A 26,500-nucleotide genomic window follows, 5' to 3' on the forward strand; every position below is an offset into this window, starting at 1 on the left:
CTAGAGACCGGCGAACCAGTCCGGGTCGAACGCCCGCGCGCTCAACAGCTCGAAGTCCTTGGGTGACACTGTGGACACCCCGGCGGGCAGCGCGGCGCGCACCGGAGCCATCTGGGCCAGCGCGTCGCGATTGGACTTCTCGACGGTGCCCGGTTGCGCCGGCCATGCACCGATGACCAGGCCGGCCGTCGAAAGTCCTTTATTCGCAAGGGCTTCCAGATTCAAAGCGGTGTGGTTGAGCGTGCCCAGCCCGGCCTCGGTGACGATGAGCACCGGGGCGCTCAGCTCGACGGCCAGGTCGCGCAGTGTCGCACCGCCTTCGGCGAGTTCGACCAGCAGCCCGCCGGCGCCCTCGACGAGGGTGAGCCGACCGGGGCGGTCGACGGCGCGGATGGCGGCCAGCAGGTCAGCAGCCGTCGGCAGTGGCAGACCGGCCTGCTCGGCGGCGGCCACCGGCGCCAGCGGTTGCGGATATCTGGCCACGCCGACCAGTTCGGTGACACCGGCCAGCCGCCGGATCTCGGCGAGGTCGTCGTCTCCGTCGGCGGTGCCGGTCTGGACCGGTTTGACCACCGCGACATCGCGGCCCGTCAGCCGGGCATGGCAGGCCAGCGCGGCGGTGGCGACGGTCTTGCCGACCCCGGTGTTGGTTCCGGTGATGACGACGACGCTCATGACCGCTGCGTCCCCAGTACGGTGGTGAAGACCTCGCGGGCCAGTTCCATCTCGTCGTCGGTGAGCGATGCCCGCGCGGTCAGGCGCAGCCGCGACGTGCCCGCGGGCACGGTCGGCGGGCGGAAGCAGCCCACCCGCACACCGGCGTCGAGGCAGGCGGCGGCGGTGGCGACCGCGACCTCGGGATCGCCCAGGATCACCGATACCACCGCGGACTCGGGGGCTTCCGGAACGTCGCACATCTCGGCGAGGGCGCCGGCCCGGCTGATGACGGCCTCGGCGCGCCACGGTTCGTCGATCAGCACGCCTAGGGCGGCCGCGGCGGCGCCGACGGCCGCGGGGGTGAGCCCGGTGTCGAAGATGAAGGTGCGGGCCGCATCGATCAGGTGGTCACGGACCGCGATCGGACCCAGGACCACCCCGCCCTGGCTACCCAGCGATTTGGACATCGTCGTGGTCACGACGATGTCGGGTTCACCGGCCAGTCCGGCCTCGTGGACCAGGCCGCGGCCACCGGTGCCGCGGACCCCCAGGCCGTGCGCCTCGTCGACGAGCAGCAGCGCGCGGTGCCTGCGGCAGACCTCGTGCAGGTGACGCAACGGCGCCAGCGCACCGTCGGTGCTGAACACCGAGTCGGTGATCACCAGCGCGCGTTCCTCGTCTCGGCCGGCCAGCGCGGCTTCGACGGCGTCGACGTCGTTGTGCGCGGTGACAGCCACCCGGGCCCGGGACAGCCGGCAGGCGTCCACCAAGGAGGCGTGGGCCAATGCATCGGAGACGACGAGGGAGCCCGCTCCGGACAGCGCCGTCACCGCACCGAGGTTGGCGGCGTAGCCGGACGAGAAGACCAGCGCCGACTCGGCACCCATGAACTCGGCGAGCGCGGTTTCGAATTGTTCGTGCAGTTCGGTGTTACCGGTGACGAGGCGCGATCCGGTGGACCCGGCACCCCACGTGCGCAGTGCGGCGACACCGCCGTCGATGACGGCCGGGTGCTGGGACAGCCCGAGGTAGTCGTTGGAGGCCAGGTCCAGTTCGCAGGCCACCGCGGGCCGTTGGCGCAGCGACCGGCGCAGCCCGGCCTGCCGGCGCTGCTGCTCGACGGTCTCGAGCCAGGCCAGCGGGGAAACACCGACGCGCGTCACACGGCACTCCTCAAGGGCGTGAATTGAACACCGTTCAGGTTAGCGTGACGACGAGCCCCGGGGAACGAGGGGTGAGGAGTCGCGCAGTCAGACCCAGCGTGACGACGAGGCCCGAGGAACGAGGGGTGAGTGGTCGCGCAGTCACGGCAGGGCACGGGCGGCGGCAACCATCGCCGAGGTGATCTGCTCTATTTCGTCCGGGGTGCAGATGAACGGCGGCATCGCGTAGATGAGATTGCGGAACGGCCGCAGCCACACCCCGTGGTCCAGGGCGACGCGGGTGGCGGTCGGGACGTGCACGGGTTCGCGGGTCTCGATAACCCCGATGGCCCCGCAGACCCGGACGTCGGCCACTCCCGGCAACGCCCTGGCAGGTTCCAGCCCGCGAGTGAGCCCGGCGCTGATCTCGGCGACCCGGGCACGCCAGTCCTGGCCGAGCAGTACCTCCACGGAGGCCACCGAGACCGCACAGGCCAGGGCGTTGGCCATGAACGTCGGTCCGTGCATCAGCGCCCCGGCCTCGCTGCCGCTGATGGTCCCCGCGATGTCGAGCGTGCACAGCGTCGCCGCCAGGGTGACGTAACCGCCCGTCAGCGCCTTACCCACGCACATGATGTCGGGGCTGACCCCGGCGTGGTCGGCGGCGAACATCTCACCGGTGCGCCCGAAGCCGGTGGCGATCTCGTCGAAGATCAGCAGCACGTCGTTGCGCTCGCAGATCGCCCGCAGATCCACCAGGTAGCGCGGATCGTGGAAGCGCATTCCGCCGGCCCCTTGCACCACGGGCTCGACGATCACGGCCGCCACCTCATCGGCGTGCTGACGCAGCTGGGCTTCAAAGGCCTCGATGTAGGCGGGGTCGTAGTCCGTCGGCACGGCCGGGGCGAACAGTTGGGGGAACAAGACGTCGGTCCACAGCGAGTGCATGCCGCCCTCGGGGTCGCACACACTCATCGGGGTAAAGGTGTCGCCGTGGTAGCCGCCGCGCCAGGTCATCAGCCGGTTCTTGCCGAACCGGCCCAGGCTGCGCCAGTACTGCAGCGCCATCTTGATCGCGACCTCGACAGCCACCGAGCCGGAGTCGGAGAAGAACACGGTGTCCAGGCCCTGCGGCGTGATGTCGACGAGCAGCTGGGCCAGGCGGGCGGCCGGCTCGTGGGTGAGGCCGCCGAACATGACGTGGTTCATCACCGACAGCTGACGGCGGATGGCCTCGTCGAGAACCGGGTGGCCGTGGCCGTGCACTGCTGTCCACCAGGAAGCCATCGCATCGAGGGCCTGCACCTCGGCACCATCGCGAACCAGGGTGAGCCAAGCACCGCGGGCGGCCACCGCCACCACCGGCGCCATCGCCTCGGCGCCGATTGTGCTGTACGGGTGCCACACATGCGCGGCGTCGATGGCGCTGATCTGTTCAGGGGTCAACGCCGACACGTTGCGCAAGCCTAGTGCAGTGCGAAGGACGGCCCGGCCAGCTCACCGCCGGCCTTTGCTCATCGGCGATCAGCAGCCGGGAGAACGGTTCGCTGGAGATGAGCCACCCGTCGCGGTTCGGTAGATTATGCCTCGATCATGATGACCCTCACCCCGGCCCGACCGTCGGCAGCGACCACAGCGGGTCCTGCTCCGACTGCGGCCATGGGGACCCGGAAATCCGGGTTCTACCGGCACGATCTCGATGGGCTGCGCGGTGTCGCGATCGCTCTGGTGGCCGTGTTCCATGTCTGGTTCGGGCGGGTGTCCGGCGGGGTCGACGTGTTTCTGGTGCTGTCCGGCTTCTTCTTCGGGGGTTCGCTGCTGCGCACCGCGCTGAAGCCGGAATCGTCCCTGTCGCCGTGGCCCGAGATCGTCCGACTGGTGCGCCGACTGCTTCCCGCACTCGTGATCGTGCTTGCCGCCGCAGCGGTCCTGACGATCCTGGTGCAGCCGGAGACCCGCTGGGAGACGTTTGCTGACCAGAGCCTGGCGAGCCTGGGTTACTACCAGAACTGGGAGCTGGCGGCCACCGCGTCCAACTACTTGCGCGCCGGTGAAGCGGTCAGTCCCCTGCAGCACATCTGGTCGATGTCTGTTCAGGGCCAGTTCTACATCGCGTTCCTCGTGCTTGTCTTTCTGTTTGCCTACGCGCTGCGCCGGCCACTGGGCAAACGGTTGCGGCCCACCTTCATCGTTTTGCTGAGCGCGCTGACGATCGCGTCCTTCGTCTTTGCCATCATCGCCCACCAGGCCGACCAGAGCACCGCCTACTACAACAGCTTCGCCCGGGCGTGGGAGTTGCTAGTGGGCGCGCTTGTCGGGGCTCTGGTCCCCTACGTCGCGTGGCCGATGTGGCTGCGCACACTGGCCGCCAGCATCGGTCTGGCGGTGATCGCCTCCTGCGGTGCCCTGATCGACGGCGTCAAAGAATTCCCGGGGCCGTGGGCGCTGGTGCCGGTCGGTGCCGCGCTGTTGATGATCCTGGCGGCCGCCAACCGGCAATCCCGCCCGGATACTGCGGACCGCTTGCCGGTGCCCAGCCGATTCCTGGCGACCGCGCCACTGGTGACGCTGGGTTCGATGGCCTACTCGCTGTATCTGTGGCACTGGCCTCTGCTGATCTTCTGGCTGGCCTACACCGGCGAAGCCCATGCCGGCCTGCTCGACGGCGCGGCGATCCTGGCCATCTCGGGCGTGCTGGCCTACCTGACCATGCGCTTCGTCGAGGAACCCCTTCGGTACCGGCGCCCCGCCGCATCGGCCGCCCCCCAGGCCAACGTCATCCCCTGGCGGACCCGGTTGCGCCGTCCCACCATCGCGCTGGGCACCTCGGTAGCCCTGCTCGGTGTCGCCCTGACCGCGACATCCTTCACCTGGCGTGAGCACGTCACCGTGCAGCGGGCCAGTGGCAAGGAACTGGCCGGGCTGTCCTCGGACGGCTATCCGGGTGCCCGCGCCCTCACCGAGCACGCCCGGGTGCCCCAGCTGCCGATGCGGCCCACCGTCCTGGAGGCGCAGGACGACCTGCCCGAGTCCACCAACGACGGCTGCATCAGTGATTTCGACAACGTCGGCATCATCAACTGCACCTACGGCGACGCCTCGGCCACCCGCACCATCGCGCTGGCCGGCGGATCGCATGCCGAGCACTGGATCACCGCCCTGGACATCCTGGGCAAGATGCACAACTTCAAGATCGTCACCTATCTGAAGATGGGCTGCCCGCTGACCACCGAACAGGTGCCGCTGGTGATGGGTGACAACCGGCCCTACCCGAAGTGCCACACCTGGAACGAACGGGTGATGGACAAACTCATCAAAGACCACCCGGATTTCGTGTTCACCACCTCGACCCGGCCGTGGAACATCAAGCCCGGCGACGTCATGCCCGCCACCTACATCGGAATCTGGAAGACGTTGTCGGACAACAATATTCCGATTCTCGCCATGCGTGACACACCATGGATGGTGCGCAACGGCAAGCCGTTCTTCCCGTCGGACTGCCTGGCCAAGGGCGGTGATGCGGTCTCGTGCGGCATCAAACGCTCCGAAGTGCTCTCCGCCCGCAACCAGACACTGGACTTCCTCGGGCAGTTCCCGATGATGCACGTCCTGGATCTCAGCGACGCGGTGTGCCGGCCCGACTGGTGTCGCGCCGTGGAGGGAAATGTGCTGCTCTACCACGATTCTCACCATCTGTCAGCGACCTACATGCGCACCCTGGTTCCCGAACTGGGGCGTCAATTAGGTGCGGCGACGGGTTGGTGGTGAGTACCGAGCGACGCGGCCCCGCCGCCGATAAGGTCAGACAATGTCGTCGAGCGTGACCACGGTGTGGCCCGGCACTCCCTACCCTCTGGGTGCCACCTACGACGGTGCGGGCACCAACTTCTCGGTGTTCTCCGAAGTGGCCGAGAAGGTCGAGCTGTGCCTGATCGCCAAGGACGGCACCGAGACCCGGATCGAACTCGACGAGGTCGACGGCTTCGTCTGGCACGCCTACCTGCCCACGATCACCCCCGGCCAGCGCTACGGGTTCCGGGTGTACGGCCCGTGGGATCCCGCCGCCGGACACCGCTGCGACCCCAGCAAGCTGCTGCTGGACCCCTACGGCAAGTCATTCCACGGCGACTTCGAGTTCACCCAGGCGCTGTACTCCTATGACATGACCGCCGAGGACCTGGCCACCGGCGGCACGCCGCCGATGATCGACTCACTCGGCCACACGATGACCAGCGTGGTCATCAACCCGTTTTTCCACTGGGGATCCGACCACCCGCCACGAACCCCGTATCACGAGACGATCATCTACGAAGCGCACGTGAAAGGGATGACCCAGACCCACCCGGGCATCCCCGAGGATCTGCGCGGCACGTATGCCGGCCTGGGACATCCGGCGGTGATCGACCATCTCAAGAGCCTCAACGTCACCGCGATCGAGCTGATGCCGGTACACCAGTTCCTGCACGACCACCGGCTGGTCGACCTCGGACTGCGAAACTACTGGGGCTACAACACATTCGGCTTCTTCGCGCCGCACTACCAATACGCGGCAACCCAGCACGCGGGCGCGGCGGTGGCCGAATTCAAGACAATGGTGCGCTCGTTCCACGAGGCGGGTATCGAGGTGATCCTCGATGTGGTCTACAACCACACCGCCGAAGGTAACCACCTCGGCCCGACGATCAACTTCCGCGGAATCGACAACGCCGCCTATTACCGGCTGCTCGACGACGACAAGCGGTTCTACAAAGACTTCACCGGCACGGGCAACAGCCTCAACGCCCGCCACCCGCATACCCTGCAGCTGATCATGGACTCGCTGCGCTACTGGGTACTGGAGATGCACGTCGACGGGTTCCGCTTCGACCTGGCCTCCACCCTGGCCCGCGAGTTCTACGACGTCGACCGCCTGAGCGCGTTCTTCGACCTGGTGCAGCAGGACCCGGTGGTCAGCCAGGTGAAGCTGATCGCCGAACCGTGGGATGTCGGCGAGGGCGGCTACCAGGTGGGCAACTTCCCCGGACTGTGGACGGAGTGGAACGGCAAGTACCGCGACACCGTGCGCGACTACTGGCGCGGTGAACCCGCCACCCTCGGCGAGTTCGCCTCCCGGCTGACCGGCTCGTCGGACCTCTACGAGGCCACCGGGCGGCGGCCGTCGGCCAGCATCAACTTCGTCACCTGCCACGACGGCTTCACCCTGGCCGACCTGGTGTCCTACAACGAGAAGCACAACGAAGCCAACGGCGAGGACAACCGCGACGGCGAAAGCCACAACCGGTCATGGAACTGCGGTGTCGAGGGCCCGACCGACGACCCGGAGATCCTGGCCCTGCGCCATCAGCAGATGCGCAACATCCTGGCCACGCTGATGCTCTCGCAGGGCACACCGATGATCTCCCACGGTGATGAGATCGGCCGAACTCAGTTGGGCAACAACAACGTCTACTGCCAGGATTCGCCGATCTCCTGGATCGACTGGAATCTGCGCGATACCAACGCCGACCTGCTGGACTTCACCCGCAAGGTGACCGCGCTGCGCAAGAACCATCCGGTGTTCCGCCGCCGCCGGTTCTTCGACGGGAAACCGATCCGCAGTGGTGATCAGGTGCGCGACATCGCGTGGCTGACCCCGGCCGGCCAGGAGATGACGCCGGAGGACTGGGGCAGCGGGTTCGGTCAGTGCGTCGCGGTCTACCTCAACGGGGAGGCCATCTCGGCACCCAACGCCCGCGGGGAACGGGTGGTGGACGACTCGTTCCTGCTGTGCTTCAACTCGCACGACCAGACGGTCGACTTCGTCACACCGGACGGGGATTACGCCGAGCAGTGGACCGCGATGCTGTCGACTGCCGAGCCGACCGACGGCGGTGGCCTGGTCGTCACCGCGGGCGAGAAGGTGACGCTGCCGGCGCGTTCCGTTCTCGTGCTTCAAAAGACGGCCTAGCGGGAACAGGGACAGCTATGGCCTACCCGGTGCTGTCCACCTACCGCCTCCAACTCCGCGACGGATTCACCCTCGCCGACGCGGAGAAGATAGTCGACTATCTCGACGACCTCGGCGTCACGCACATCTACCTGTCCCCCATCCTGACCGCCGCCCCCGGCTCCGAGCACGGCTACGACGTCACCGACCCCACCACGGTTTCTGCCGAACTGGGCGGTGCCGACGGGTTGGCGGGTCTGGCGGCGGCCGCCCAGGCCCGCGGTCTGGGTCTGGTGGTCGACATCGTGCCCAACCACGTCGGTGTCGAACGCCCGGAACACAACCCGTGGTGGTGGGACCTGCTGCGCTACGGCCGCGACTCCGACTACGCCGGCTTCTTCGACGTCGACTGGTCGCTCGACCCTGACGGGCGAATCGTGTTGCCCGTCTTGGGATCTGATGACGATGTCGCGTCTCTGGAAGTGGACGGCGACACGCTGCGGCTCGGCGACCTGGTGTTCCCCATCGCCCCGGGCACCGGCGGGGGCGACGGCTCAGAGGTTCATTCGCGACAGCACTACCGGCTGACCGGCTGGCGCACGAACATCTGCGGGTACCGCCGGTTTTTCTCGATCACCTCGCTGGCCGGTCTGCGTCAGGAAGACCCGGCGGTGTTCGAGGCCAGCCACGCCGAGGTGGCGCGCTGGTTCTCCGAAGGCCTGGTCGACGGGGTGCGGATCGACCATCCCGACGGACTCACCGACCCGTCCGGCTACCTGGTTCGGCTGCGCGAGCTGGTCGGGCCACGGGCCTGGATCGTGATCGAGAAGATCCTGGCCGTCGGGGAGCCGCTGGATCCTGCACTGCCGATTGACGGAACCACCGGCTACGACGTGCTGCGCGATGTCGGCGGGGTGTTCATCGATCCGACCGGAGCCCAGGCGCTGACCGAACTGGTGGACGCCGCCGGGTTCGACTACGCGAGTGCCCCGAACATGATGCGGGAGTTGAAGATCACGGCCGCCACCGAGACCTTGGCCAGTGAACTCGCCCGGGTGTGCCGGGTGATGACGGCCGCCGCCGGTACCGGGCACCCGCGGCTCGCCGAAGCGGTGACCGCACTGCTGACCAATGTCGGCGTCTACCGGTGCGACTACCAGAACCTGGCACAGCTGCTGGGCGCGGCGATCGCACGCACGGTCACCGAGCATCCCGATCTGGCGGGAGCACTGGATGTGGTGGCCACCGCGCTGGCCTCCGATCCCGAGGCGGGTGCCCGGTTCCAGCAGCTGTGCGGGGCGATGACGGCCAAGTCGGTCGAGGACTGTTACTTCTACCGGGATGCTCGCCTGGTGTCGCTCAATGAGGTCGGCGGTGAGCCGACGCACTTCGGGGTCAGCGCCGCGGAGTTCCACCGCAGTGCCACGGTGCGGTCGCAGCTGTGGCCGCACACCATGACCACCCTGTCGACGCATGACACCAAGCGCGGCGAGGACGTGCGGGCCCGCATCGGGGTGCTCTCCCAGGTTCCCTCACTGTGGGCGCAGTTCCTCACCCGGTGGGAGAAGACCACGCCGTCCCCGGATCCGCTGACCGGATTGTTTCTGTGGCAGAACATCTTCGGCGTCTGGCCGAACACCGGTGACGTCACACCCGAGTTGCGCGAGCGGCTGCATCGCTACACCGAGAAGGCCATCCGCGAGGCCGGTTCGCGTACCACCTGGACCGCTCCGGACACCGAGTTCGAGGAGGCCGTGCACCGGTGGCTGGATGCGGTGTTCGACGGTCCGGTGGCCGGTGAACTGACCGAGCTGGTGGCCCAGTTGGCACCGCACGCGCACAACGATGCGCTGGGTCAGAAGCTGCTGGCGCTCACGGTTCCCGGGGTGCCGGATGTCTACCAGGGCACCGAGGTGTGGGAAGACAGCCTGGTCGACCCGGACAACCGGCGGTTGGTCGACTACAGCGCACGTCGCGCCGAACTAGAGCGTGGCACCCACCCCAAGGTCAGGGTGGTCACCGCCGCCCTGCAGGCCCGCCGGCAACGGCCGCAGACCTTCCTGGACGGCGGGTACCTGCCGGTGCTGCCCCGCGGGCAGGCCGCCGAGCACATCATCGCCTTCCGTCGTGGCGAGGACGTTCTGGTGGCGGTCGCACGCTGGACGGTGCGGTTGGACGAACGCGGCTGGGGCGATACCGTTCTGCCGCTGCCGGAGGGTACGTGGCGGGACCGGATCACCGGCGCGAGCTGGACGGGCGCGGCCCCGGCCGCCGACGTGTTCGCCGAGCTGCCCGTGACGCTGTTGGAGAGGTCCGATGACTGAGTTCGCTGTGTGGGCGCCGCTGCCGAAGACCGTAGAGGTGGACGTCGACGGCACCCGCCACGAGATGACGCAGGGCGCCGATGACTGGTGGCGCGCCGAGGTGCAGTGTGCGCCCGATGCGCGTTACGGCTTCGTCCTCGACGACGATGCGACGGTACTGCCCGATCCGCGGTCGGCTCGGCAGCCCGACGGAGTGCACGAGCGCTCCCAACTCTGGAACCCCACTTCGGCGCGGTGGACCGACCAGAGCTGGGCGGGCCGGTCGATCGAAGGCTCGGTGATCTACGAGCTGCACACCGGAACCTTCACCGAGACAGGCACATTCGACGCCGCGATCGAGAAGCTGGACTATCTGGTGGATCTGGGCATCGACTTCGTGCAGTTGATGCCGGTGAACGCGTTCAACGGCACGCACGGCTGGGGCTACGACGGGGTGCTGTGGTACGCGGTACACGAACCGTACGGCGGGCCCGACGGCCTGGTGCGGCTGGTGGATGCCTGCCACCGCCGCGGGCTGGGCGTCCTGATCGACGCGGTGTTCAACCACTTCGGGCCGTCCGGCAACTACCTGCCGAAGTTCGGGCCGTACCTGTCGTCGGTGAGCAATCCGTGGGGCGAGGGTGTGAACCTGGCCGGGCCGGATGCCGACGAGGTGCGCCGCTACATCATCGACTGCGCGCTGCGCTGGATGCGGGATTTCCACGTCGACGGGCTGCGACTGGACGCCGTGCACGCGCTGGTGGACAACACCGCGATCCATATCCTGGAGGAGCTGGCCGCCGAAACCGACGCCCTTTCAGCCGAACTGGGCCGGCCGCTGTCGCTGATCGCCGAGAGTGACCTCAACGACCCGCGGTTGATCACTCCCCGCGATCGCGGCGGGTACGGGCTGACCGCCCAGTGGGATGACGATATCCACCACGCGATCCACACGGCGGTCAGCGGCGAACGGCAAGGGTATTACGCCGATTTCGGCTCACTGGAGACGCTGGCGATCACCCTGCGCAACGGCTACTTCCATGCCGGCACCTACTCGTCGTTCCGGCACCGCAGACACGGTAGGCCGCTGGACACCTCGTCGATTCCGGCCACCCGGCTGATGGCCTACACCTGCACCCACGACCAGGTGGGCAACCGCGCCGTCGGTGATCGACCGTCTCAGAACCTCGACGACGGCCAGCTGGCGATCAAGGCCACCCTGGCGCTCGGATCGCCCTATACTGCAATGCTTTTCATGGGTGAAGAATGGGCGTCGTCGCATCCCTTCCAGTTCTTCAGCTCACACACCGAACCCGAACTCGCGATCGCCACCGCCGAGGGACGCAAGGCCGAGTTCGCCGATCACGGCTGGGATGCCGACGACATCCCCGACCCGCAGGACCCGGAGACGTTCCAGCGCTCGAAGCTCGATTGGGACGAGGTGAACGCGGCCGAGCACGCCGACCTGCTGGCGTTCTACCGCGGGCTGATCGCCCTGCGGCGTACCGAGCCCGACATGGCCGATCCGTGGCTGCCCCACCTGGGCGTCGACTACGACGAGGAGCACCGCTGGATCGTGCTGCGGCGCGGCGCGATCGCGATCGCGTGCAACCTCGGCGAGCAGGCGACGTCGGTGCCGGTCACCGGCGAGGTGCTACTGGCCTGGGGTGAGGTCGAAGTCGGCGCTGCCCAGACCGGCCTGCCGGGGCATTCGGTGGTGGTGACCCGCAGCCCCTGACGGGGGCTGTGGATAACCGAAGTCGTCGCCCAGTGTCATCGCCGACGATGACTGCCATGACCGATCTGCTGCCGATCCCCCCGATCGAGACCGCCACCGATCCGATCCACTCCCCTGCCGATATGCGTGCCCGCTGGCGAGCCCTGATGGGGCCGTTGGGTTTTGGCGAGCGGCTGCTCTGGGTCGGCTTCGTCGGGCCCGACCGGTGCATGCACAAGATGCTCACCCAGATGCCCATCGGGCGCTGGCCGAACCGCACTGTCGTCGAGAATCTGCTGGGCGGCTTGGCGACTGTGCTCGAGCAGTCCGCCCGAGGCAGTTCGCTGGCATTGCTGGTGACCCGGCCGGGTTACGACCACATCAGTGCAGAGGACCGGCGGTGGTCAGAGGTGCTCGATGAGACGGCACGCGAGATCGGAGTCCGCCTGGAGCCGATGTTTCGCGCCAACGACGCCGACCTGCTGCCGCTTTGAGTGCTACCTTGTGCTACATGGATCGGATCGGACTGCGCGAACTCCGCCAGCACGCCAGCCGTTACGTCGGACGGGTGGCCGGTGGCGAGTCGATCGAGATTGCCGTCCGAGGGCGATTGGTGGCCCGGCTGGTCCCCGCCTCCGACAGTGGGTGGCAGGACCTGATCCGCCGCGGCGACGTCCACCCGGCATCCTCACTCCAGGGATTGCTTGACGAGCCCGCCGGCGACTACGGCATCGGCGGCTCGGCAGCACTGGAGCAGATGCGCCGCGACGACCGGTGATGCAGCTGTATCTGGACACCTCGGCGTTGGTCAAAGTCGTTGTCGCCGAGCGAGAAAGCGCGTCACTGCGCGACTATCTCGCCGAGCACCCGGAAGATGTTCGCTTTACCGCCGCGCTGAGCAGAACCGAGCTGCTACGGGCGGTCGGGCGCGGCGGATCGTTCGATGCCGTCGCACACGCCCGTCGCGTTTTGAGCAGGATCGACATGGTGGCACTCACCCATCGGCTTCTCGATGAGGCCGGTTCGCTGGGACCGCCCTGGCTGCGAACTCTCGACGCCATCCACTTGGCGGCGGCGCTCACCGCTCCGGCGTTGCGCGGGTTCGTCACCTACGACGCCCGCTTGGCCCAGGCTGCCGAGTCGATCGGGATCACCGTGGTGACGCCGGGCTGACGGCGGTTAGGTCAGGTAGCGGTAGGCCGGTGAGCCGGGTTCGAGGGCTTCCACGTGCAGGCCGGAGGTTTCCATCCGCTCGCGCAGTCCCTCGTAGTCGGCTGCCGAGCTCAGCTCGATGCCGACGAGCGCCTCACCGGTCTCCCGGTTGTTGCGCTTGACGTACTCGAAGAGCGTGATGTCGTCGCCCGGTCCGAGCACCTCGTCGAGGAAGCGACGCAGCGCGCCCGGCTCTTGCGGGAAGTCCACCAGGAAGTAGTGCTTGAGACCCAGGTGCACCAGCGAGCGTTCCAGCACCTCGCCGTAGCGCGACACGTCGTTGTTGCCGCCGGAGATCAGGCAGACCACCGTCGACCCCGGGGTCACGTCAGCCTCCAGCAGACCGGCCACCGACAGCGCGCCCGCAGGCTCGGCGATGATCCCCTCGTTCTGATACAGGTCGAGCATCGCGGTGCAGACCGCACCCTCGTCGACGGTACTGACCGACACCATGTCGCCGGCCGCGGCCAGCGCCCGATAGGTCAGCGCACCGGCCCGCTTGACCGCGGCACCGTCGACGAACTGGTCGACGTGCTCGAGGTCCACCGGCTCACCGGCGGCCAGCGCAGCCATCATCGAGGGGGCGCCGGCGGGCTCGATGCCCAGTACCGCGGTGTTGGTGGTCCGCTCGGCCAGGTAGGTGGTGATCCCGGCGATGCAGCCGCCACCGCCGACCGGAACCACGACCAGGTCCGGCTCGGAGTCCAGCTGGTCGAGGAGCTCGACGGCGATGGTGCCCTGCCCGGCCATGGTCCGCGGGTCGTCATAGGGCGGGACCAGCGTGGCGCCGGTACGCGCGACGTCGTCGAGGGCCGCCGCCGCCGCCAGGTCGTAGGTGGCACCGCCAACGATCAGCTCGATGAATTCGCCGCCGTGGTAGCGGATGCGGTCACGCTTCTGCTTGGGCGTCTTGCCCGGCACGTAGACGCGACCACGCACCCCCATCGAGCGGCACGCGAGGGCGAAGCCCTGGGCGTGGTTGCCGGCCGAGGCGCACACCACACCGGCCCGCAACTCCTCCTCGGAGAGCTGCATGAGCAGGTTGTAGGCGCCACGCAGCTTGTAGGACCGCACGACCTGCAGGTCCTCGCGCTTGAGGTACACCTGGGCGCCGGTGGCGGCCGACAGCCGGTCGCTGTACTGCAGCGGGCTGGTGGAGACCACGCCGGAAATTCGCCGCGCAGCCTCGTCGATGTCAGCCGCGGTAAGCGGCGCTGACAATCGGCTCTGGCTCACTTCGGCGGTCACCGGACAATGGTCCCACCAACCACGCGAAATCAGTGAATCGGGGCAAGCCCGAACCGCGGTCAGGCCGGGTTGAGCAGCCTGGGGTTGACCAGCATCGAATCCTTCATGCGGTGCAGGCCCTTGGCGGCGGCAAGCACGCCGAGGTCGGCCAGCGGTTCAACGATGATCACGGTCAGGTAGGCCGCGCCGAAGGTCGCGATGCTGGCCACCGTCTGGCCGCTGAACCCTTCGCCGTACAGCGCCCAGAAGGCGACCCACGACACGATGCCGGCCTGGTAGGTGGTCGACAGCGCGAGTGCCTGGCGGTACTGGAGCTGGACGTACGGCGTGTTCGACGGGATCACCCGGTTGGCGACCATGGACAGCGCGAACAGCGGCACCAGCAGGGTGGTGACGTTCATGCCGTACTGCGGCAGGTCGAACGGGGCGAAGAACAGGCCCTGCAGGAGCAGACCGCCGGCCAGGCCGATCGCCGCGGGGGCCGCGCCGAACAGCAGGAACAGCGTCGAACCGAGGATCAGGTGCACCTCGGAGATCCCGACCGGGTAGTGCGGGAACACCTGGAAGAACGTGAACACCAGCGCGGTGGTCGCCGCACTGCGGGCGAGCAGGGCGCCCAGGCCGCGGTCTTTGATGAGCTGCCAGGCGGTGTAGGCGCTGTAGGCTCCGACTCCGCCTGCGGTGACATAACTGAGGACGATTTTCGGGCCTTCGACGATTCCCGGCTCGATGTGCATGGATGAATCCCTTCGGGACGCAGCAAGGGCATCGCCCGAATCCACGGGGCGATACACCGCCGGGCGCGGCGCGCCCGGCGCAGCTGGCAGGTCTTCGGACTCGCAGGCGCGCACCTGCCGGTGCCTCTACTGGCCGTCGCTTCCCGGCCGCACGTGGTGCGGCCAGTGCCGATGACGGCGGTCGTTCCTGCATACCGCTGCGGGACAGTCCCGGATTCGCACCGGGTTCCCTCTCGCGACGCGCCGACTGCTCGCCCCGCTCGATCCCGGGACAAGCCCGGAAAACCATCTGCGCGGTGGACATTACCTTCCGGCTGGTCGACTGACGATGTAAGACTTGTCAACATGGCGACCGCGTCCTACCACCACGGCAACCTGCGCCAGGCCCTGCTCGAGCACGGCGTTGAACTCGCCCGCACCGGCGGTCCCGACGCGGTGGTGCTGCGCGATGTGCAACGGCTGGCCGGGGTCAGCAACTCGGCCGCCTACCGGCACTATGCCGACCGGCAGGCCCTGCTGGCCGCGGTGAAGACCTACGCGATGAATCAGCTCGGCGAGGCCATGCTGGAAAGGCTTGCCGCCGTGTCGAATCGGGGTTCCAAGGAGCGCCGGGCCCTCAACCGGCTGCAGGCGACCGGACAGGCCTACATCGATTTCGCGCTGGCCGAGCCCGGGCTGTTCCGCACCGCCTTCGCCCCCGGTAACACGCAACCCGTCGCCTACGAAACGATGGAGCCGGGACACCACCCGTTTCAGATCCTCGTCGGATGCCTCGATGACCTGGTGAGTGCCGGCGTCTTGGACGCCAGCCGCCGCGACGGTCTGGACGAGGCTGCATGGGCGGCCGTGCACGGCGCCGCCACCCTGTTTCTCGACGGACCACTCGTTACCGCCGACGCCGCACGCAAGCAGGTGATCACCGATCGCCTGCTCGAAGTGATCGGCGAGGGCATCCGCTAACACATGTTGACAGCGTTAACTTGCACTGTCATGCTTGCCGATGTTAACGCCGTCAACATGAAAGTCCCCGCCCATGACCACTGGCACCGTCCCCCGGCATCACCAGACCGGCGCGCACGCCGCGCCCCCACGGGTCCGCCCTGTCGCGATCCTCGCCGTCGTCCTGGTGGCCGCGCTGGCCATCAACGTGGAAACCACGATCGTCAATGTCGCTCTGCCCACGCTGAATTCGTCACTGGACGCCTCAACCCGCGGCCTGCAGTGGATCGTCGACGCCTACAACCTGGCGTTCGCCGCGCTGGTCCTGGCCGGCGGGACGGTCGGCGACAAGTTCGGCCGCCGTGGCACCCTGATCGCCGGCCTGATCCTGTTCGCGATCAGTAGTGTCGGTGCCGCGCTGTGCACCACCACCGGCCAGCTGATCGCGATGCGCCTGGTCATGGGAATCGCCTCAGCCCTCATCTACCCCACCACGCTGGCGATCATCACCGACACCTTCCGCGATCCGCGCAAGCGGGCGGCAGCCATCGGCGTGTGGGGCGCCGTCACCGGTCTCGGGGTGGCCATCGGCCCGATCCTGGGCGGCGCACTGCTGGAGGTCTTCTGGTGGGGCAGCCTGTTCCTGGCACTGGTCCCCATCGCACTGCTCGCGGCGGTCGCCGCACCCTTCGTCATCCCGGCGTCCTCGCGAGACCGGCAATCCCGGGTCGACCGCGGTGGGCTGGTGCTGTCCGTAGTGATGCTGGGGGCGCTGGTCTACACGATCATCGAAGCTCCGGTACACGGCTGGTCGAGTGCGCACACGCTGACCGGTTTCGCCATCGCCCTGGCTGCCGCGGTGACCTTCGCGTGGTGGGAGCGCCGGCATCCCGATCCGCTGATCGACGTCACGCTGTTCACCAACCTGCGCTTCAGCGCGGCCAGCGGCGCAGTCACCGTGGCGTTCTTCGCACTGTTCGGGTTCATCTTCATCATCACCCAGTTCATGCAGCTGCTGCAGGGCTACGGCCCGCTGGAGACCGGCGTCCGGATTCTTCCCGTCGCCCTGTCCATCGCCATCGGGTCGGTGCTCGGCACGCAGTTGGCCGTCACCCGGATCGGCACCAAAGTCATTGTCGTCGTTGGCCTTCTGATGATGGCGGCCTCGTTCGCCTGGATCGCGGTGATCGACCTCGGCGTCACCTACCCGGTAATGGCCGCGCAGATGGTCCTGCTCGGTGGCGGACTGGGACTGACCACCGCACCGGCCACCGACTCCATCATGGGAGTCGTGCGGCCCGAGCAGGCCGGGGCCGGATCCGCGGTCAATGACGCCACCCGCCAGGTCGGCGGCACCCTCGGTGTCGCGGTGATCGGCAGCGTGTTCTCCACGCTCTACATCCGGCATCTGGCCGACAGCCAGGTGCTGGCGGCCATGCCCGAGGCGGCGCGCTCGACCGCACAGGAAGGTCTGGCGCAGGGGTTGGCGGTGGCCGCGCAGTCACCGCCGCCGGTCGCCGGGGCAGTCCGCAGCACGGTCGAGACCGCCTTCCTGTCCGGGATGCAGGCCGGCTGCCTGACCGCCGCGGCCGTCTGCGCCGCCGGTGCCCTGTTCGCCCTGGCCGTACTGCCCGCGCATCCCAAGGTGGTGCAGGCATGACCGGGCTGGATCGCTACGGGCCGTGGGCGCTGATCACCGGCGCCAGCGACGGTATCGGCCGGGCGATGGCCGAGCGCCTCGCAGCGAGCCGACTCCATGTAGTGCTGGCCGCGCGCCGTGAACCCGAGCTGCGGGCACTGGCCCGGCAGATCGAGGAGGCCCACGCGGTCCAGACCCGGGTGGTGGCCGTCGACCTATCCGACCCGGCGGGTGTGGCGGCGCTGGCGACCCACACCGCCGGGCTGGACATCGGCTTGGCGGTGCTGGCCGCCGGATTCGGCAGTGCCGGTCCGTTCGTCCAATCCGTCCTCGCCGACGAGCTGGCGATGATCGCCGTCAATGTGACCGCCGTGACCGAGCTGACCCACGTCCTGTCCGGACGGATGGTCAACCGGGGTGCCGGTGGAATCGTGCTGTTCGGCTCGATCCTGGGCTGGCAGGGGGTGGCAGGTCAGGCCAATTACGCCGCCACCAAGGCCTATGTGCAGAGCTTCGCCGAGGCACTGCGTCGCGAGCTCAAACCCGTCGGGGTCGACGTCCTGTCCGTCGCGCCCGGGCCGGTGCACACCGGTTTCGCCGACCGGGCCGGGCTGACGATGACGTCGGCGGCCACACCGGAGGTGGTGGCGACGGCGGCGCTCAAGGCGCTGGGCCGCCGCACCACGGTGGTGCCCGGTGCACGCGCGAAGTTCCTCACCGCGTCGCTGGCCACTCTGCCGCGGCGGCTGCGCACCGCGATCCTGAGCAAGGTCATGGCGGACATGCGCCGGGATCAGGTTTCGGCTACCCGAAACTGAAGATACGGGGTACCCTCGCTGGCATGACGAGTGTTGAACAGGTGCGTTCGGCCCTCACGTCATCCGATTCGCACGTCTCCATCGCCGGTGTGCCATGGCCGCTGTACAAGCTGGTGGCCCTCGGCGCCGGGCTGCTCACTCTGGTCGTGGTCGGCGCCGTCACCACCAGCGCCGCACCGGCGGTTCTGACCGCCGCCACCGTCGCCACCCTGATCTGGGTGGCGTTCGGCGTCCGCAGGCACCCGCGGGCCTAACGCTCCAGAATCCGCTTCAGCGACGCGAGGTCGGCCGTTACCGCCGCCGCGTCCTTGATGAAGTCGTCATCGGACATCCCAGGCCTGCGCCGCAGCGTGAACACCACCTCGCACCAGTCGGCACCGGCCGGAACGACCCGCAGCGGATTGAAGACCGGCTCACCGGACGGCAGCGTCACCACGTGGTCGAGAACCCCGAGATCGTTGGCCGGGGTGAACTCCACGGTGACCTCTCCCATCGGCGACTGGGCCACCCAGGTGTCCCCGACCTTGGTCAGCTCGCCCTGGGCCAGCCCGGCCGCCCACTGCGGCAGATGCGAAGGATCCGAGGCGAACCGGTAAACATCAGCGGCCGACCGGTTGATCCACGCACTGATGTGGCGAGACTCGCCGGAGGTGTCAGCGTCCATCTGTCCATCGTGACCGACAGACTGGACCGATGAACAGCGTTTCGTCCGGACATGGGTGGCTACGTCCGGCACCGGAGAGCTCGGTACCTGTCCTGGTCGCCCTGGTGGCGACGATGGCGCTGCAGGTCGCCATTCCGATCCGCTACACCCTGGTGCCGCGCTGGCCGCTGATCGCCCTGGAGATCCTGTTGGTGTTGGTGCTGCTCGGCCTCAACCCACTGCGGCTGACCCGTCGTACGACGCTCGGCCGGACCACGACGCTGGTTCTGTTGGGCGCCATCACCTTCGACAACACCGCATCGGCGATCCTGCTCGACTGGCACATTGTCACCGGCAAGGTCAGCAACAACGCCGCCGTGCTGTTGGGAAGTGGCGCAGCCATTTTCGTCACCAACGTGCTGGTGTTCGGCATCTGGTACTGGGAGCTCGACCGCGGCGGGCCGCTGGCCCGGGTCGACGGCGTCCGCCGCTGGCCCGATTTCCTGTTCCCGCAAATGGCCAGTCCGGATGTGGCACCGAAGGATTGGGCACCGCGGTTCATGGACTACCTCTACGTGAGCCTGACCAATGTGATGGCGTTCTCCCCCACCGACACCATGCCGATGGCGCGGTGGGCCAAGGCGATGATGGCTGTACAGGCGATGGTGGCGGTCTCACTGCTGGCGCTGGTGTTCGCGCGCGCAGTCAATGTGCTGAGCTGATCGGCCGGTGAATCCCGCACGAGCAGTCGTCGATCGACGGGCACGTGCAGGCCATCCCCCACTCGGCGGGCGCGGCACCGCTCACTGTGGCCCGACAGCGCCATCGTGCGGGTGGAGCTGGGCTAGCCGCCCAGGCAGCCGGGCCCGAGCAGTGCCTTGAGGTCACCCATCAGCGCCGAAGAGGGAGTGACCCGCAGCGACTGGTCGAGTTCCAGGGTGGTGATCCGGTCGCCGCTGATCAGCCGCAGATGCACCTGCGACGTACCCGGGTGGCGGGCGAGCACCTGCTTGAGCGCGGTCACCTTGTCGATGGTGCACTGCCGGGTAGGCAGGCTGACCGCCAGCGGCCGGTCCACCTGGGCGTTCGAGAAGTCCGGCACCACAAGCTCGTTGGCGATCAGTGAGATCCGGTCATCCTGCATGCGGACCTTACCCCCGACGAGCACCACCGCGTCGTCGGCGATCTCCGCACCGAACATCGAGTACGTCTGCGGGAAGAACATCACCTCGATACCGCCGCTGAGGTCCTCCAACTGGGCTGAGGCCCAGGGCATTCCGTTCTTGTTCACCCGGCGGTTCACCCCGGCGAGAATGCCACCGACCCGCACCTGAGTGTCGTTGGCGATGTCACCGTCGAGGATGGCCGGGATCTGCGTGTCGACCTGGGTGGCCAGCAGGTGGGCCACCCCGTTGAGCGGATGGCCGGACACGTACAGACCCAGCATCTCGCGCTCGAGGGCCAGCTTGTGCTTGTCGTCCCACTCCTCGTCGGGCACCCGGATGGTGAACGCCGACTCACCGGTATCGCTGCCGTCGTCCCCGCCGCCGAACAGGTCGAACTGACCTATCGCCTCGGCCTTCTTGGTGCCCAGCACCGAGTCGACCGCGTCGGTGTGCACCAGGAACAGACCCTTACGCGGATGGCTCAGCGAATCGAATGCGCCTGCCTTGATGAGAGATTCGGTGACCTTCTTGTTGCAGGCGGCGATGTCGATTTTGTTCAGGTAGTCGGAGAAGTCGGTGTACTTGCCCTTCTCGGCGCGGGTGGCGACCAGCGAGCTGACGACATTGGCGCCCACGTTGCGGACCGCGCCCAGACCGAACCGGATGTCGTTACCCACCGAGGCGAAGTTCTGCACCGACTCGTTGACGTCGGGCGGCAGCACCGTGATGCCCAGGCGCCGGCAGTCGGCGAGGTAGACCGCGGCCTTGTCCTTGTCGTCACCGACCGAGGTCAGCAGACCGGCCATGTACTCGGCGGGATAGTTGGCCTTCAGGTACGCCGTCCAGTACGACACCAGGCCGTAGCCGGCGGCATGCGATTTGTTGAATGCGTAGCCGGCGAACGGAAGGATGGTGTCCCACAGCGCCTTCACGGCCTTCTCGGAGAAGCCGTTGGCGGTCATGCCCTCCTTGAAGCCCTGGTACTCGGCTTCGAGGACCTCGAGTTTCTTCTTGCCCATGGCTTTTCGTAGCGCGTCGGCCTTACCCATCGAGTAGGAGGCGACCTTCTGGGCGATGAACATGATCTGCTCTTGGTAGACGATCAGGCCGTAGGTCTCGGACAGGATCTCTTTGAGCGGCTCTTCGAGCTCCGGGTGAATGGGCTTGATGGGCTGGCGGCCGTTCTTGCGGTCGGCGTAGTCGTTGTGCGCGTTCATGCCCATCGGGCCGGGCCGGTACAGCGCCAGCACCGCGACGATGTCGTTGAACTCGGTGGGCTGCATGCGCCGCAGCAGGTCTCGCATCGGGCCACCGTCGAGCTGGAACACCCCCAAGGTGTCGCCGCGGCCGAGCAGTTCGTAGGCCTTCGGATCATCCAGCGGCAGGGCGTCGAGATCCAGATCGATACCGCGGTTGGCTTTGATGTTCTCGATGCAGTCGCCGATGATCGTCAGGTTCCGCAGGCCGAGGAAGTCCATCTTCAGCAGGCCGATGGCCTCGCACGACGGGTAGTCCCAGCCGGTGATGACCGCACCGTCCTGCGGTCGCCGCCACAGCGGGATCGCCTCGATGAGCGGCTCGGAGCTCATGATGACCGCGCAGGCGTGCACGCCGGCGTTGCGGACCAGACCCTCCAGCCCGCGCGCCGTCTCGTAGATGGTGCGGACGTCAGGGTCGGTGTCGATCAGGCCGCGGACCTCGGCGGCCTCCTTGTAGCGCTCATGGTTGGGGTCGGTGATCCCGGACAGCGGGATGTCTTTGGCCATGATCGGCGGGGGCAGCGCCTTGGTGATGCGGTCGGCGATGGCGAAACCGGGCTGCCCGTAGTGCACCCGGGCCGAATCCTTCAGCGCGGCTTTGGTTTTGATGGTGCCGAAGGTGATGACCTGGGCGACCCGGTCACTTCCCCACTTCTCGGCGGCATAGCGCACCATCTCGCCGCGGCGACGGTCGTCGAAGTCGATATCGATATCGGGGGCCGACGGGCGTTCGGGGTTGAGGAAGCGCTCGAACAGCAGACCGTGCGGGATGGGGTCGATGTTGGTGATGCCCAGCGCGTAGGCGACCAGCGAGCCGGCCGCCGAGCCACGGCCCGGCCCCACCCGGATGTCGATGGATTTCGCGTAGTTGATCAGGTCGGCCACGATCAGGAAGTAGGACGGGAAGCCCTTGCCGCAGATGACGTCGATCTCGTAGCTGGCCCGGTCGGTGTACTCCTGGGGCACCCCGCCGGGGAACCGGCGACGCAAACCGGCTTCGACCTCGTGACGCAACCAGGAACCCTGGTCATGGCCGTCGGGTACCGGGAAGATCGGCATCCGGTCCACCGGCGCCCAGACGTCGGCGTAGGACTGCACCCGCTCGGCGATCAGCAGCGTCGAGTCGCACGCCCCGGGGATCTCGCCGTCCCAGAGCGCCCGCATCTCAGCGGCCGACTTCAGGTAGTAGCCGTCACCATCGAACTTGAACCGGTTGGGGTCCGAGAGCGTCTTGCCGGTCTGGATGCACAGCAGCGCCTCGTGGTTCTGCGAGGCGTCGCGGGTGACGTAGTGGCAGTCGTTGGTGGCCAGCGGCCGGATGTCCAGCTTGCGGCCGACCTCCAGCAGGCCCTCACGCACGCGGCGCTCGATGGACAGGCCGTGGTCCATCAGCTCGAGGAAGAAGTTCTCCGGCCCGAAGATTTCCCGCCACTTGGCCGCGGCCTCCAGGGCTTCGCGGTCGTGGCCCAGCCGCAGCCGGGTCTGCACCTCGCCGGACGGGCAGCCGGTGGTGGCGATGATGCCCTCGGCATGCTCGGCGATGATCTCGGCGTCCATCCGGGACCACTTGCCCAGCTGGCCCTCGAAGGAGGCCAGTGAGGACAGCTTGAACAGGTTGCGCAGGCCGGTGGCGTTCTCGGCCATCATCGTCATGTGGGTGTAGGACCCGCTGCCGGAGACGTCGTCGCTCTTCTGGCCGGGATCACCCCACAGGATCCGGCGGGTGTCAAAGCGGGACCCGGGCGCGATGTAGGCCTCGACACCGATGATCGGCTTGATGCCGACCTTGGTGGCGGCGTTGTAGAACTCGCTGGCCCCGAACATGTTTCCGTGGTCGGTCATGCCGATGGCGGGCATCTCCAGGCGCTGCGCCTCCGCCAGCATGGGCGTGATCTTCGCGGCACCGTCGAGCATCGAGTACTCGGTGTGATTGTGCAGGTGCACGAAGGAGTCGTTGTTGCCCATAGGCCCGTCAGTCTAGGGGCGCGGACCGACACGTTTCGGCGTGTCGCGGCTCGTGTCCCGCGGTGAGTTCACCCACGCGCGGGTCAGGCCTCGTCACGCAGCATCCGGGCGATCTCCTGGGCCTGTTCGGCGGTCACCTCACCGGACAACTGCAGCACCTGGCCGTCGATCGGTTCGGTGATCTTCGGGGCCCACACGACGATCCCGGACCGCACGAACGCCACCTGCTGGTTGATGTGTGCAGCGGTGTAGCGGGCGAAATCCGCCGTCGACTCGTTCGTCATGGTGATCTGCACCAGTTGCTTACCAGTCAGCGGGTTGAGGAACGCGTCGACGTCGGTGAGCTGGATCCGCAGATCTTCCGGGGCCAGGTCGTAGACCGCGGTCTTGGTGATGTCGCAGGTGCGCAGCGGCTGGTCCGGCGGTGTCGGTGGCGGCGGCACGCAGTCCTCGGGCTTGATGACGAACGCGCCGTTGACCGGCCGCAGGGCCACCGGCTTGATGGTCAGCGGCGGTTTGGTCGTGGTGGTCGTCGTGATCGGGGTGTTCGCCTGGTTCTTCGTCATCGCCGGTGCCAGCAGCACACCCAGCACCGGAAGCACGATCGCCGCGGCGGCCAGCGCCGCGGTGATGGCGATCAGGATCCGCCGGTTACGGCGACTGGTGTCGGTCATCGGTTCCTCGGGCTCGGCGCTGGGACTGTCCCGTGAAGCTACCGGAGCGGCGCAGCGCGTCACCGCTGAACACGGCCAGTGCCACCCAGATCAGCGCGAAGCCCACCCAGCGGGCCGGTGGCATGGGCTCATGGCCGACGACCACACCCCAGGTCATCTGCATCGCCGGGGTCAGATACATCAGCAGACCCAGCGTCACCAGCGGCAGCCGCTGGGCGGCGGCGGCGAAAAACAACAGCGGGATCGCCGTGAGCGGCCCGGACAGCATGGTCAGCACGACGTGGCCCGCGCCGTGGTTGGCGAACTGGCCGTGCCCGGTCAGCTGGATCGCCGCGATGTAGGCGATCGCGAAGGGCGCGGCGATCCCGGCCTCCAGCCCGACGCTGACCCGCGGGTCGACGGGCACCACCTTCTTGACCGCGCCGTAGAGCCCGAAGGTGAAGGCCAGCCCGAGTGCGACCCAGGGCGGCCCGCCCACCTCGACGCCGAGCAGGATGACGGCTGCCAGCGCGATCAGCACAGCCGCGGCCTGGGCCCGGGTCAGCCGCTCCCGGAACAGCACCACGCCGAGCAGGACACTGACCAGAGGATTGATGAAGTAGCCGAGGGCGGCGTCGACGACGTGGCCGTTGTTGACGGCGTAGACGTAGATGACCCAGTTCCCCGATACCAGCGCCGAGGCGCAGATCAGCAGCAGCCAGGTCCGCCTTGAGATCGTGCGGATATCCGCCAGCCGCCGCATCACCACCAGCACGGCGGCCATCAACACCAGGGTCCACACGATGCGGTGCGCCAGGACCTCAAGTGCCCCAGCGGGTTTCAGCAGCGGGAAGAACGCCGGGAACAAACCCCACGACGCGTAGGCGCCGATCCCGAACAGCAGGCCACTAGCCTGCGACTTTCCGGTTTCCTGCCCCGGCGACGTCACGAGTCGGCGCGCAACACGTCCAGTGCGTGCTGCAGATCCGCCGGATACGGGCTGGTGATCTCGATCCGCCGGCCGTCGGCGGGATGGGCGAAGGCCAGCGACCGGGCGTGCAGCCACTGCCGTTCCAGGCCGAGCCGCTTGGCCAGCACCGGATCGGCCCCGTAGGTCAGATCACCGGCGCACGGGTGGTGCAGCGCGGCGAAGTGCACCCGGATCTGATGGGTGCGACCGGTCTCCAGGTGGATGTCGAGAAGGCTTGCCGCCCGGAACATTTCGACGGTGTCGTAGTGGGTGATGCTGTGCCTGCCGGTCTCGGTGACCGCGAACTTCCAGTCGTGCCCGCGATGCCGGCCGATCGGCGCGTCGATGGTGCCGCTGGACGGGTCCGGATGCCCTTGCACCACAGCGTGATAGCGCTTGTCGACGGTCCTTTGTTTGAAGGCCCGCTTGAGCAGGGTGTAGGCGCGCTCGGACAACGCGACCACCATGACCCCGGAGGTGCCGACGTCGAGGCGGTGCACGATCCCCTGCCGCTCGTGGATCCCGGAGGTGCTGATCCGGAAGCCCGCAGCGGCCAGGCCGCCGAGCACCGTGGGGCCGTGCCAGCCGACGGTGGCGTGGGCGGCGACCCCGGGTGGTTTGTCGACAGCGACGATGTCGTCATCGGAGTAGAGGATGGTCATGCCCTCGATCTCGACGGGCGTGTTCTCCGGCGGCGCAGGCGCTTCGGGCAGCGTCACGCGCAGCCACGCCCCGGCGTCCAGCCGGTCGGACTTGCCGACTGCCACACCGTCGATCTCCACCCCGCCGTCCTCGGCGATGGCTGCGGCCGCGGTCCGGGACAGCCCCAGCAGCCTGGCCAGACCCGCGTCAACCCGCATGCCGGCCAGGCCCTCGGGAACCGGCATCGACCGTTCAGCCATCAGGTCGCAGGTTCGTCGTCGGCGGTCGGGCCCTTGCGCCTGCCTATGGTGTCGAAGTCGAAGCCGAACAGTGACAGCACGACCAGCAGAATGGCCCCGCCGACGACCGCGGGGTCGGCGACATTGAACACCGGCCACCAACCGATCGACAGAAAGTCGACGACGTGGCCGCGCAGCGGACCCGGGGATCGGAAGAAGCGGTCCACCAGGTTGCCCAGCGCGCCGCCCAGGATCATGCCCAGCCCGACGGCCCACCAGGGCGACACCAGACGCCGGCCCATCCAGAAGATGCCGACCACGACGCCGGTGGCGACCAGCGTCAGCACCCAGGTGTAGCCGGTGGCCATCGAGAACGCCGCACCGGAGTTGCGCACCAGCGTCCAGGTCACGGTGTCGCCGATGATCGACACCGGCTGACCAGGCGTGAGCAGCTTGACCGCGAGGACTTTGGTGACCACGTCGAGGGCCAGCACCACGCCCGCCACCGACAGCAGCAACTTCAACCGGCGCCGCGCCGGCGGCTGGCCGGTCTGCTCCTCGCCCGCCTCGGTCACCGGTTCGGTGCCTTCCGTGGTTTCGTCACTCACGCCCCCATCATTCCCTA

General features: G+C 67.9%; 23 protein-coding genes and 1 riboswitch. Of the genes, 12 read left to right on the forward strand and 11 right to left on the reverse strand.

Annotated elements, in window-relative coordinates; translation table 11 throughout:
* The 3 genes from bioD to BN3385_RS21240 form a co-directional block, all read right to left on the reverse strand.
* A complete protein-coding gene (gene bioD / locus BN3385_RS21230; RefSeq protein WP_059019733.1) occupies positions 1–675 on the reverse strand; it encodes a dethiobiotin synthase in 675 nt (224 codons plus the stop codon).
* Positions 672–1,820: an 8-amino-7-oxononanoate synthase gene (locus BN3385_RS21235; RefSeq protein WP_059019735.1), complete on the reverse strand. Its 1,149-nt coding sequence runs from the start codon at positions 1,818–1,820 to the stop codon at positions 672–674. Before BN3385_RS21235 ends, bioD begins: the two co-directional genes overlap by 4 nt.
* A 141-nt stretch (positions 1,821–1,961) precedes the next feature.
* Positions 1,962–3,254, reverse strand: a complete 1,293-nt coding sequence (locus BN3385_RS21240) for an adenosylmethionine--8-amino-7-oxononanoate transaminase (RefSeq protein WP_059022271.1) — start codon at positions 3,252–3,254, stop codon at positions 1,962–1,964.
* A 138-nt stretch (positions 3,255–3,392) separates the two neighbouring features.
* Between BN3385_RS21240 and sucT the strand changes: the two genes are divergently transcribed.
* From sucT to BN3385_RS21275, 7 genes are read left to right on the forward strand one after another with little or no spacing between them, the layout of a single operon-like run.
* Positions 3,393–5,567 (forward strand): acetyltransferase SucT, encoded by a 2,175-nt coding sequence (gene sucT / locus BN3385_RS21245; protein WP_059019738.1) that lies wholly within the window; start codon positions 3,393–3,395, stop codon positions 5,565–5,567.
* A 40-nt stretch (positions 5,568–5,607) separates the two neighbouring features.
* Entirely contained in the window at positions 5,608–7,746 is a 2,139-nt protein-coding gene (gene glgX / locus BN3385_RS21250; protein ID WP_059019740.1) for a glycogen debranching protein GlgX, read from the forward strand.
* A gap of 17 nt (positions 7,747–7,763) precedes the next feature.
* Complete coding sequence (gene treY / locus BN3385_RS21255; protein WP_059019742.1) at positions 7,764–10,049, forward strand: malto-oligosyltrehalose synthase; 2,286 nt, start codon at positions 7,764–7,766, stop codon at positions 10,047–10,049.
* Complete coding sequence (gene treZ, locus BN3385_RS21260) at positions 10,042–11,766, forward strand: malto-oligosyltrehalose trehalohydrolase (RefSeq protein WP_059019744.1); 1,725 nt, start codon at positions 10,042–10,044, stop codon at positions 11,764–11,766. Before treY ends, treZ begins: the two co-directional genes overlap by 8 nt.
* A 56-nt stretch (positions 11,767–11,822) precedes the next feature.
* Positions 11,823–12,239 carry a hypothetical protein gene (locus tag BN3385_RS21265; protein ID WP_059019747.1) on the forward strand — a complete coding sequence of 139 codons (417 nt, stop codon included), beginning with the start codon at positions 11,823–11,825 and terminating at the stop codon, positions 12,237–12,239.
* 17 nt (positions 12,240–12,256) lie between these two features.
* The gene (locus BN3385_RS21270; RefSeq protein ID WP_059019748.1) at positions 12,257–12,523 is read left to right on the forward strand and encodes a type II toxin-antitoxin system Phd/YefM family antitoxin; all 267 of its coding nucleotides are present in this window, start codon (positions 12,257–12,259) and stop codon (positions 12,521–12,523) included.
* Entirely contained in the window at positions 12,523–12,918 is a 396-nt protein-coding gene (locus BN3385_RS21275) for a type II toxin-antitoxin system VapC family toxin (protein WP_059019750.1), read from the forward strand. Before BN3385_RS21270 ends, BN3385_RS21275 begins: the two co-directional genes overlap by 1 nt.
* Before the next feature lie 6 nt (positions 12,919–12,924).
* On the opposite strand, the gene ilvA is transcribed toward BN3385_RS21275, so the two are convergent.
* Positions 12,925–14,205: a threonine ammonia-lyase IlvA gene (gene ilvA, locus BN3385_RS21280; protein ID WP_059019752.1), complete on the reverse strand. Its 1,281-nt coding sequence runs from the start codon at positions 14,203–14,205 to the stop codon at positions 12,925–12,927.
* Positions 14,206–14,264: 59 nt separating this feature from the next.
* On the reverse strand, positions 14,265–14,942 hold the full coding sequence (locus BN3385_RS21285) for an energy-coupling factor ABC transporter permease (protein WP_059019754.1): 678 nt from the start codon (positions 14,940–14,942) through the stop codon (positions 14,265–14,267).
* A 68-nt stretch (positions 14,943–15,010) separates the two neighbouring features.
* Positions 15,011–15,247: riboswitch (cobalamin riboswitch) on the reverse strand.
* A gap of 40 nt (positions 15,248–15,287) precedes the next feature.
* Between BN3385_RS21285 and BN3385_RS21290 the strand changes: the two genes are divergently transcribed.
* The 4 genes from BN3385_RS21290 (at position 15,288) to BN3385_RS21305 (ending at position 18,592) form a co-directional block, all read left to right on the forward strand.
* Entirely contained in the window at positions 15,288–15,902 is a 615-nt protein-coding gene (locus tag BN3385_RS21290; protein ID WP_059019756.1) for a TetR/AcrR family transcriptional regulator, read from the forward strand.
* Positions 15,903–15,975: 73 nt separating this feature from the next.
* Positions 15,976–17,541, forward strand: a complete 1,566-nt coding sequence (locus BN3385_RS21295) for an MFS transporter (RefSeq protein WP_082690580.1) — start codon at positions 15,976–15,978, stop codon at positions 17,539–17,541.
* Positions 17,538–18,338: an SDR family NAD(P)-dependent oxidoreductase gene (locus BN3385_RS21300; RefSeq protein ID WP_059019757.1), complete on the forward strand. Its 801-nt coding sequence runs from the start codon at positions 17,538–17,540 to the stop codon at positions 18,336–18,338. The genes BN3385_RS21295 and BN3385_RS21300 overlap by 4 nt, the downstream gene beginning before the upstream one ends.
* 23 nt (positions 18,339–18,361) lie before the next feature.
* Complete coding sequence (locus tag BN3385_RS21305; RefSeq protein WP_059019759.1) at positions 18,362–18,592, forward strand: hypothetical protein; 231 nt, start codon at positions 18,362–18,364, stop codon at positions 18,590–18,592.
* Here BN3385_RS21305 and BN3385_RS21310 read toward each other — a convergent pair.
* Entirely contained in the window at positions 18,589–19,002 is a 414-nt protein-coding gene (locus tag BN3385_RS21310; protein WP_059019761.1) for an SRPBCC family protein, read from the reverse strand. The genes BN3385_RS21305 and BN3385_RS21310 overlap by 4 nt on opposite strands.
* A gap of 29 nt (positions 19,003–19,031) precedes the next feature.
* Here BN3385_RS21310 and BN3385_RS21315 point away from each other — a divergent pair, with 29 nt between their 5' ends.
* A complete protein-coding gene (locus BN3385_RS21315) occupies positions 19,032–19,703 on the forward strand; it encodes a hypothetical protein (RefSeq protein ID WP_059019763.1) in 672 nt (223 codons plus the stop codon).
* A gap of 122 nt (positions 19,704–19,825) precedes the next feature.
* Here BN3385_RS21315 and dnaE read toward each other — a convergent pair whose 3' ends face one another.
* From dnaE to lspA, 5 genes are all read right to left on the reverse strand, one after another.
* Complete coding sequence (gene dnaE, locus BN3385_RS21320; RefSeq protein WP_059019765.1) at positions 19,826–23,371, reverse strand: DNA polymerase III subunit alpha; 3,546 nt, start codon at positions 23,369–23,371, stop codon at positions 19,826–19,828.
* 83 nt (positions 23,372–23,454) lie between these two features.
* Positions 23,455–24,045: a SecDF P1 head subdomain-containing protein gene (locus BN3385_RS21325; RefSeq protein WP_059019767.1), complete on the reverse strand. Its 591-nt coding sequence runs from the start codon at positions 24,043–24,045 to the stop codon at positions 23,455–23,457.
* Complete coding sequence (gene rarD, locus BN3385_RS21330) at positions 24,023–24,973, reverse strand: EamA family transporter RarD (RefSeq protein WP_059019768.1); 951 nt, start codon at positions 24,971–24,973, stop codon at positions 24,023–24,025. Before rarD ends, BN3385_RS21325 begins: the two co-directional genes overlap by 23 nt.
* Positions 24,970–25,896 (reverse strand): RluA family pseudouridine synthase, encoded by a 927-nt coding sequence (locus tag BN3385_RS21335; protein WP_059019770.1) that lies wholly within the window; start codon positions 25,894–25,896, stop codon positions 24,970–24,972. The genes rarD and BN3385_RS21335 overlap by 4 nt, the downstream gene beginning before the upstream one ends.
* Positions 25,896–26,483 (reverse strand): signal peptidase II, encoded by a 588-nt coding sequence (lspA, locus tag BN3385_RS21340; protein ID WP_059019772.1) that lies wholly within the window; start codon positions 26,481–26,483, stop codon positions 25,896–25,898. Before lspA ends, BN3385_RS21335 begins: the two co-directional genes overlap by 1 nt.
* Positions 26,484–26,500: the final 17 nt, after the last annotated feature.

The organism is Mycobacterium sp. M26 (assembly GCF_001494595.1).
GTDB lineage: Bacteria > Actinomycetota > Actinomycetes > Mycobacteriales > Mycobacteriaceae > Mycobacterium.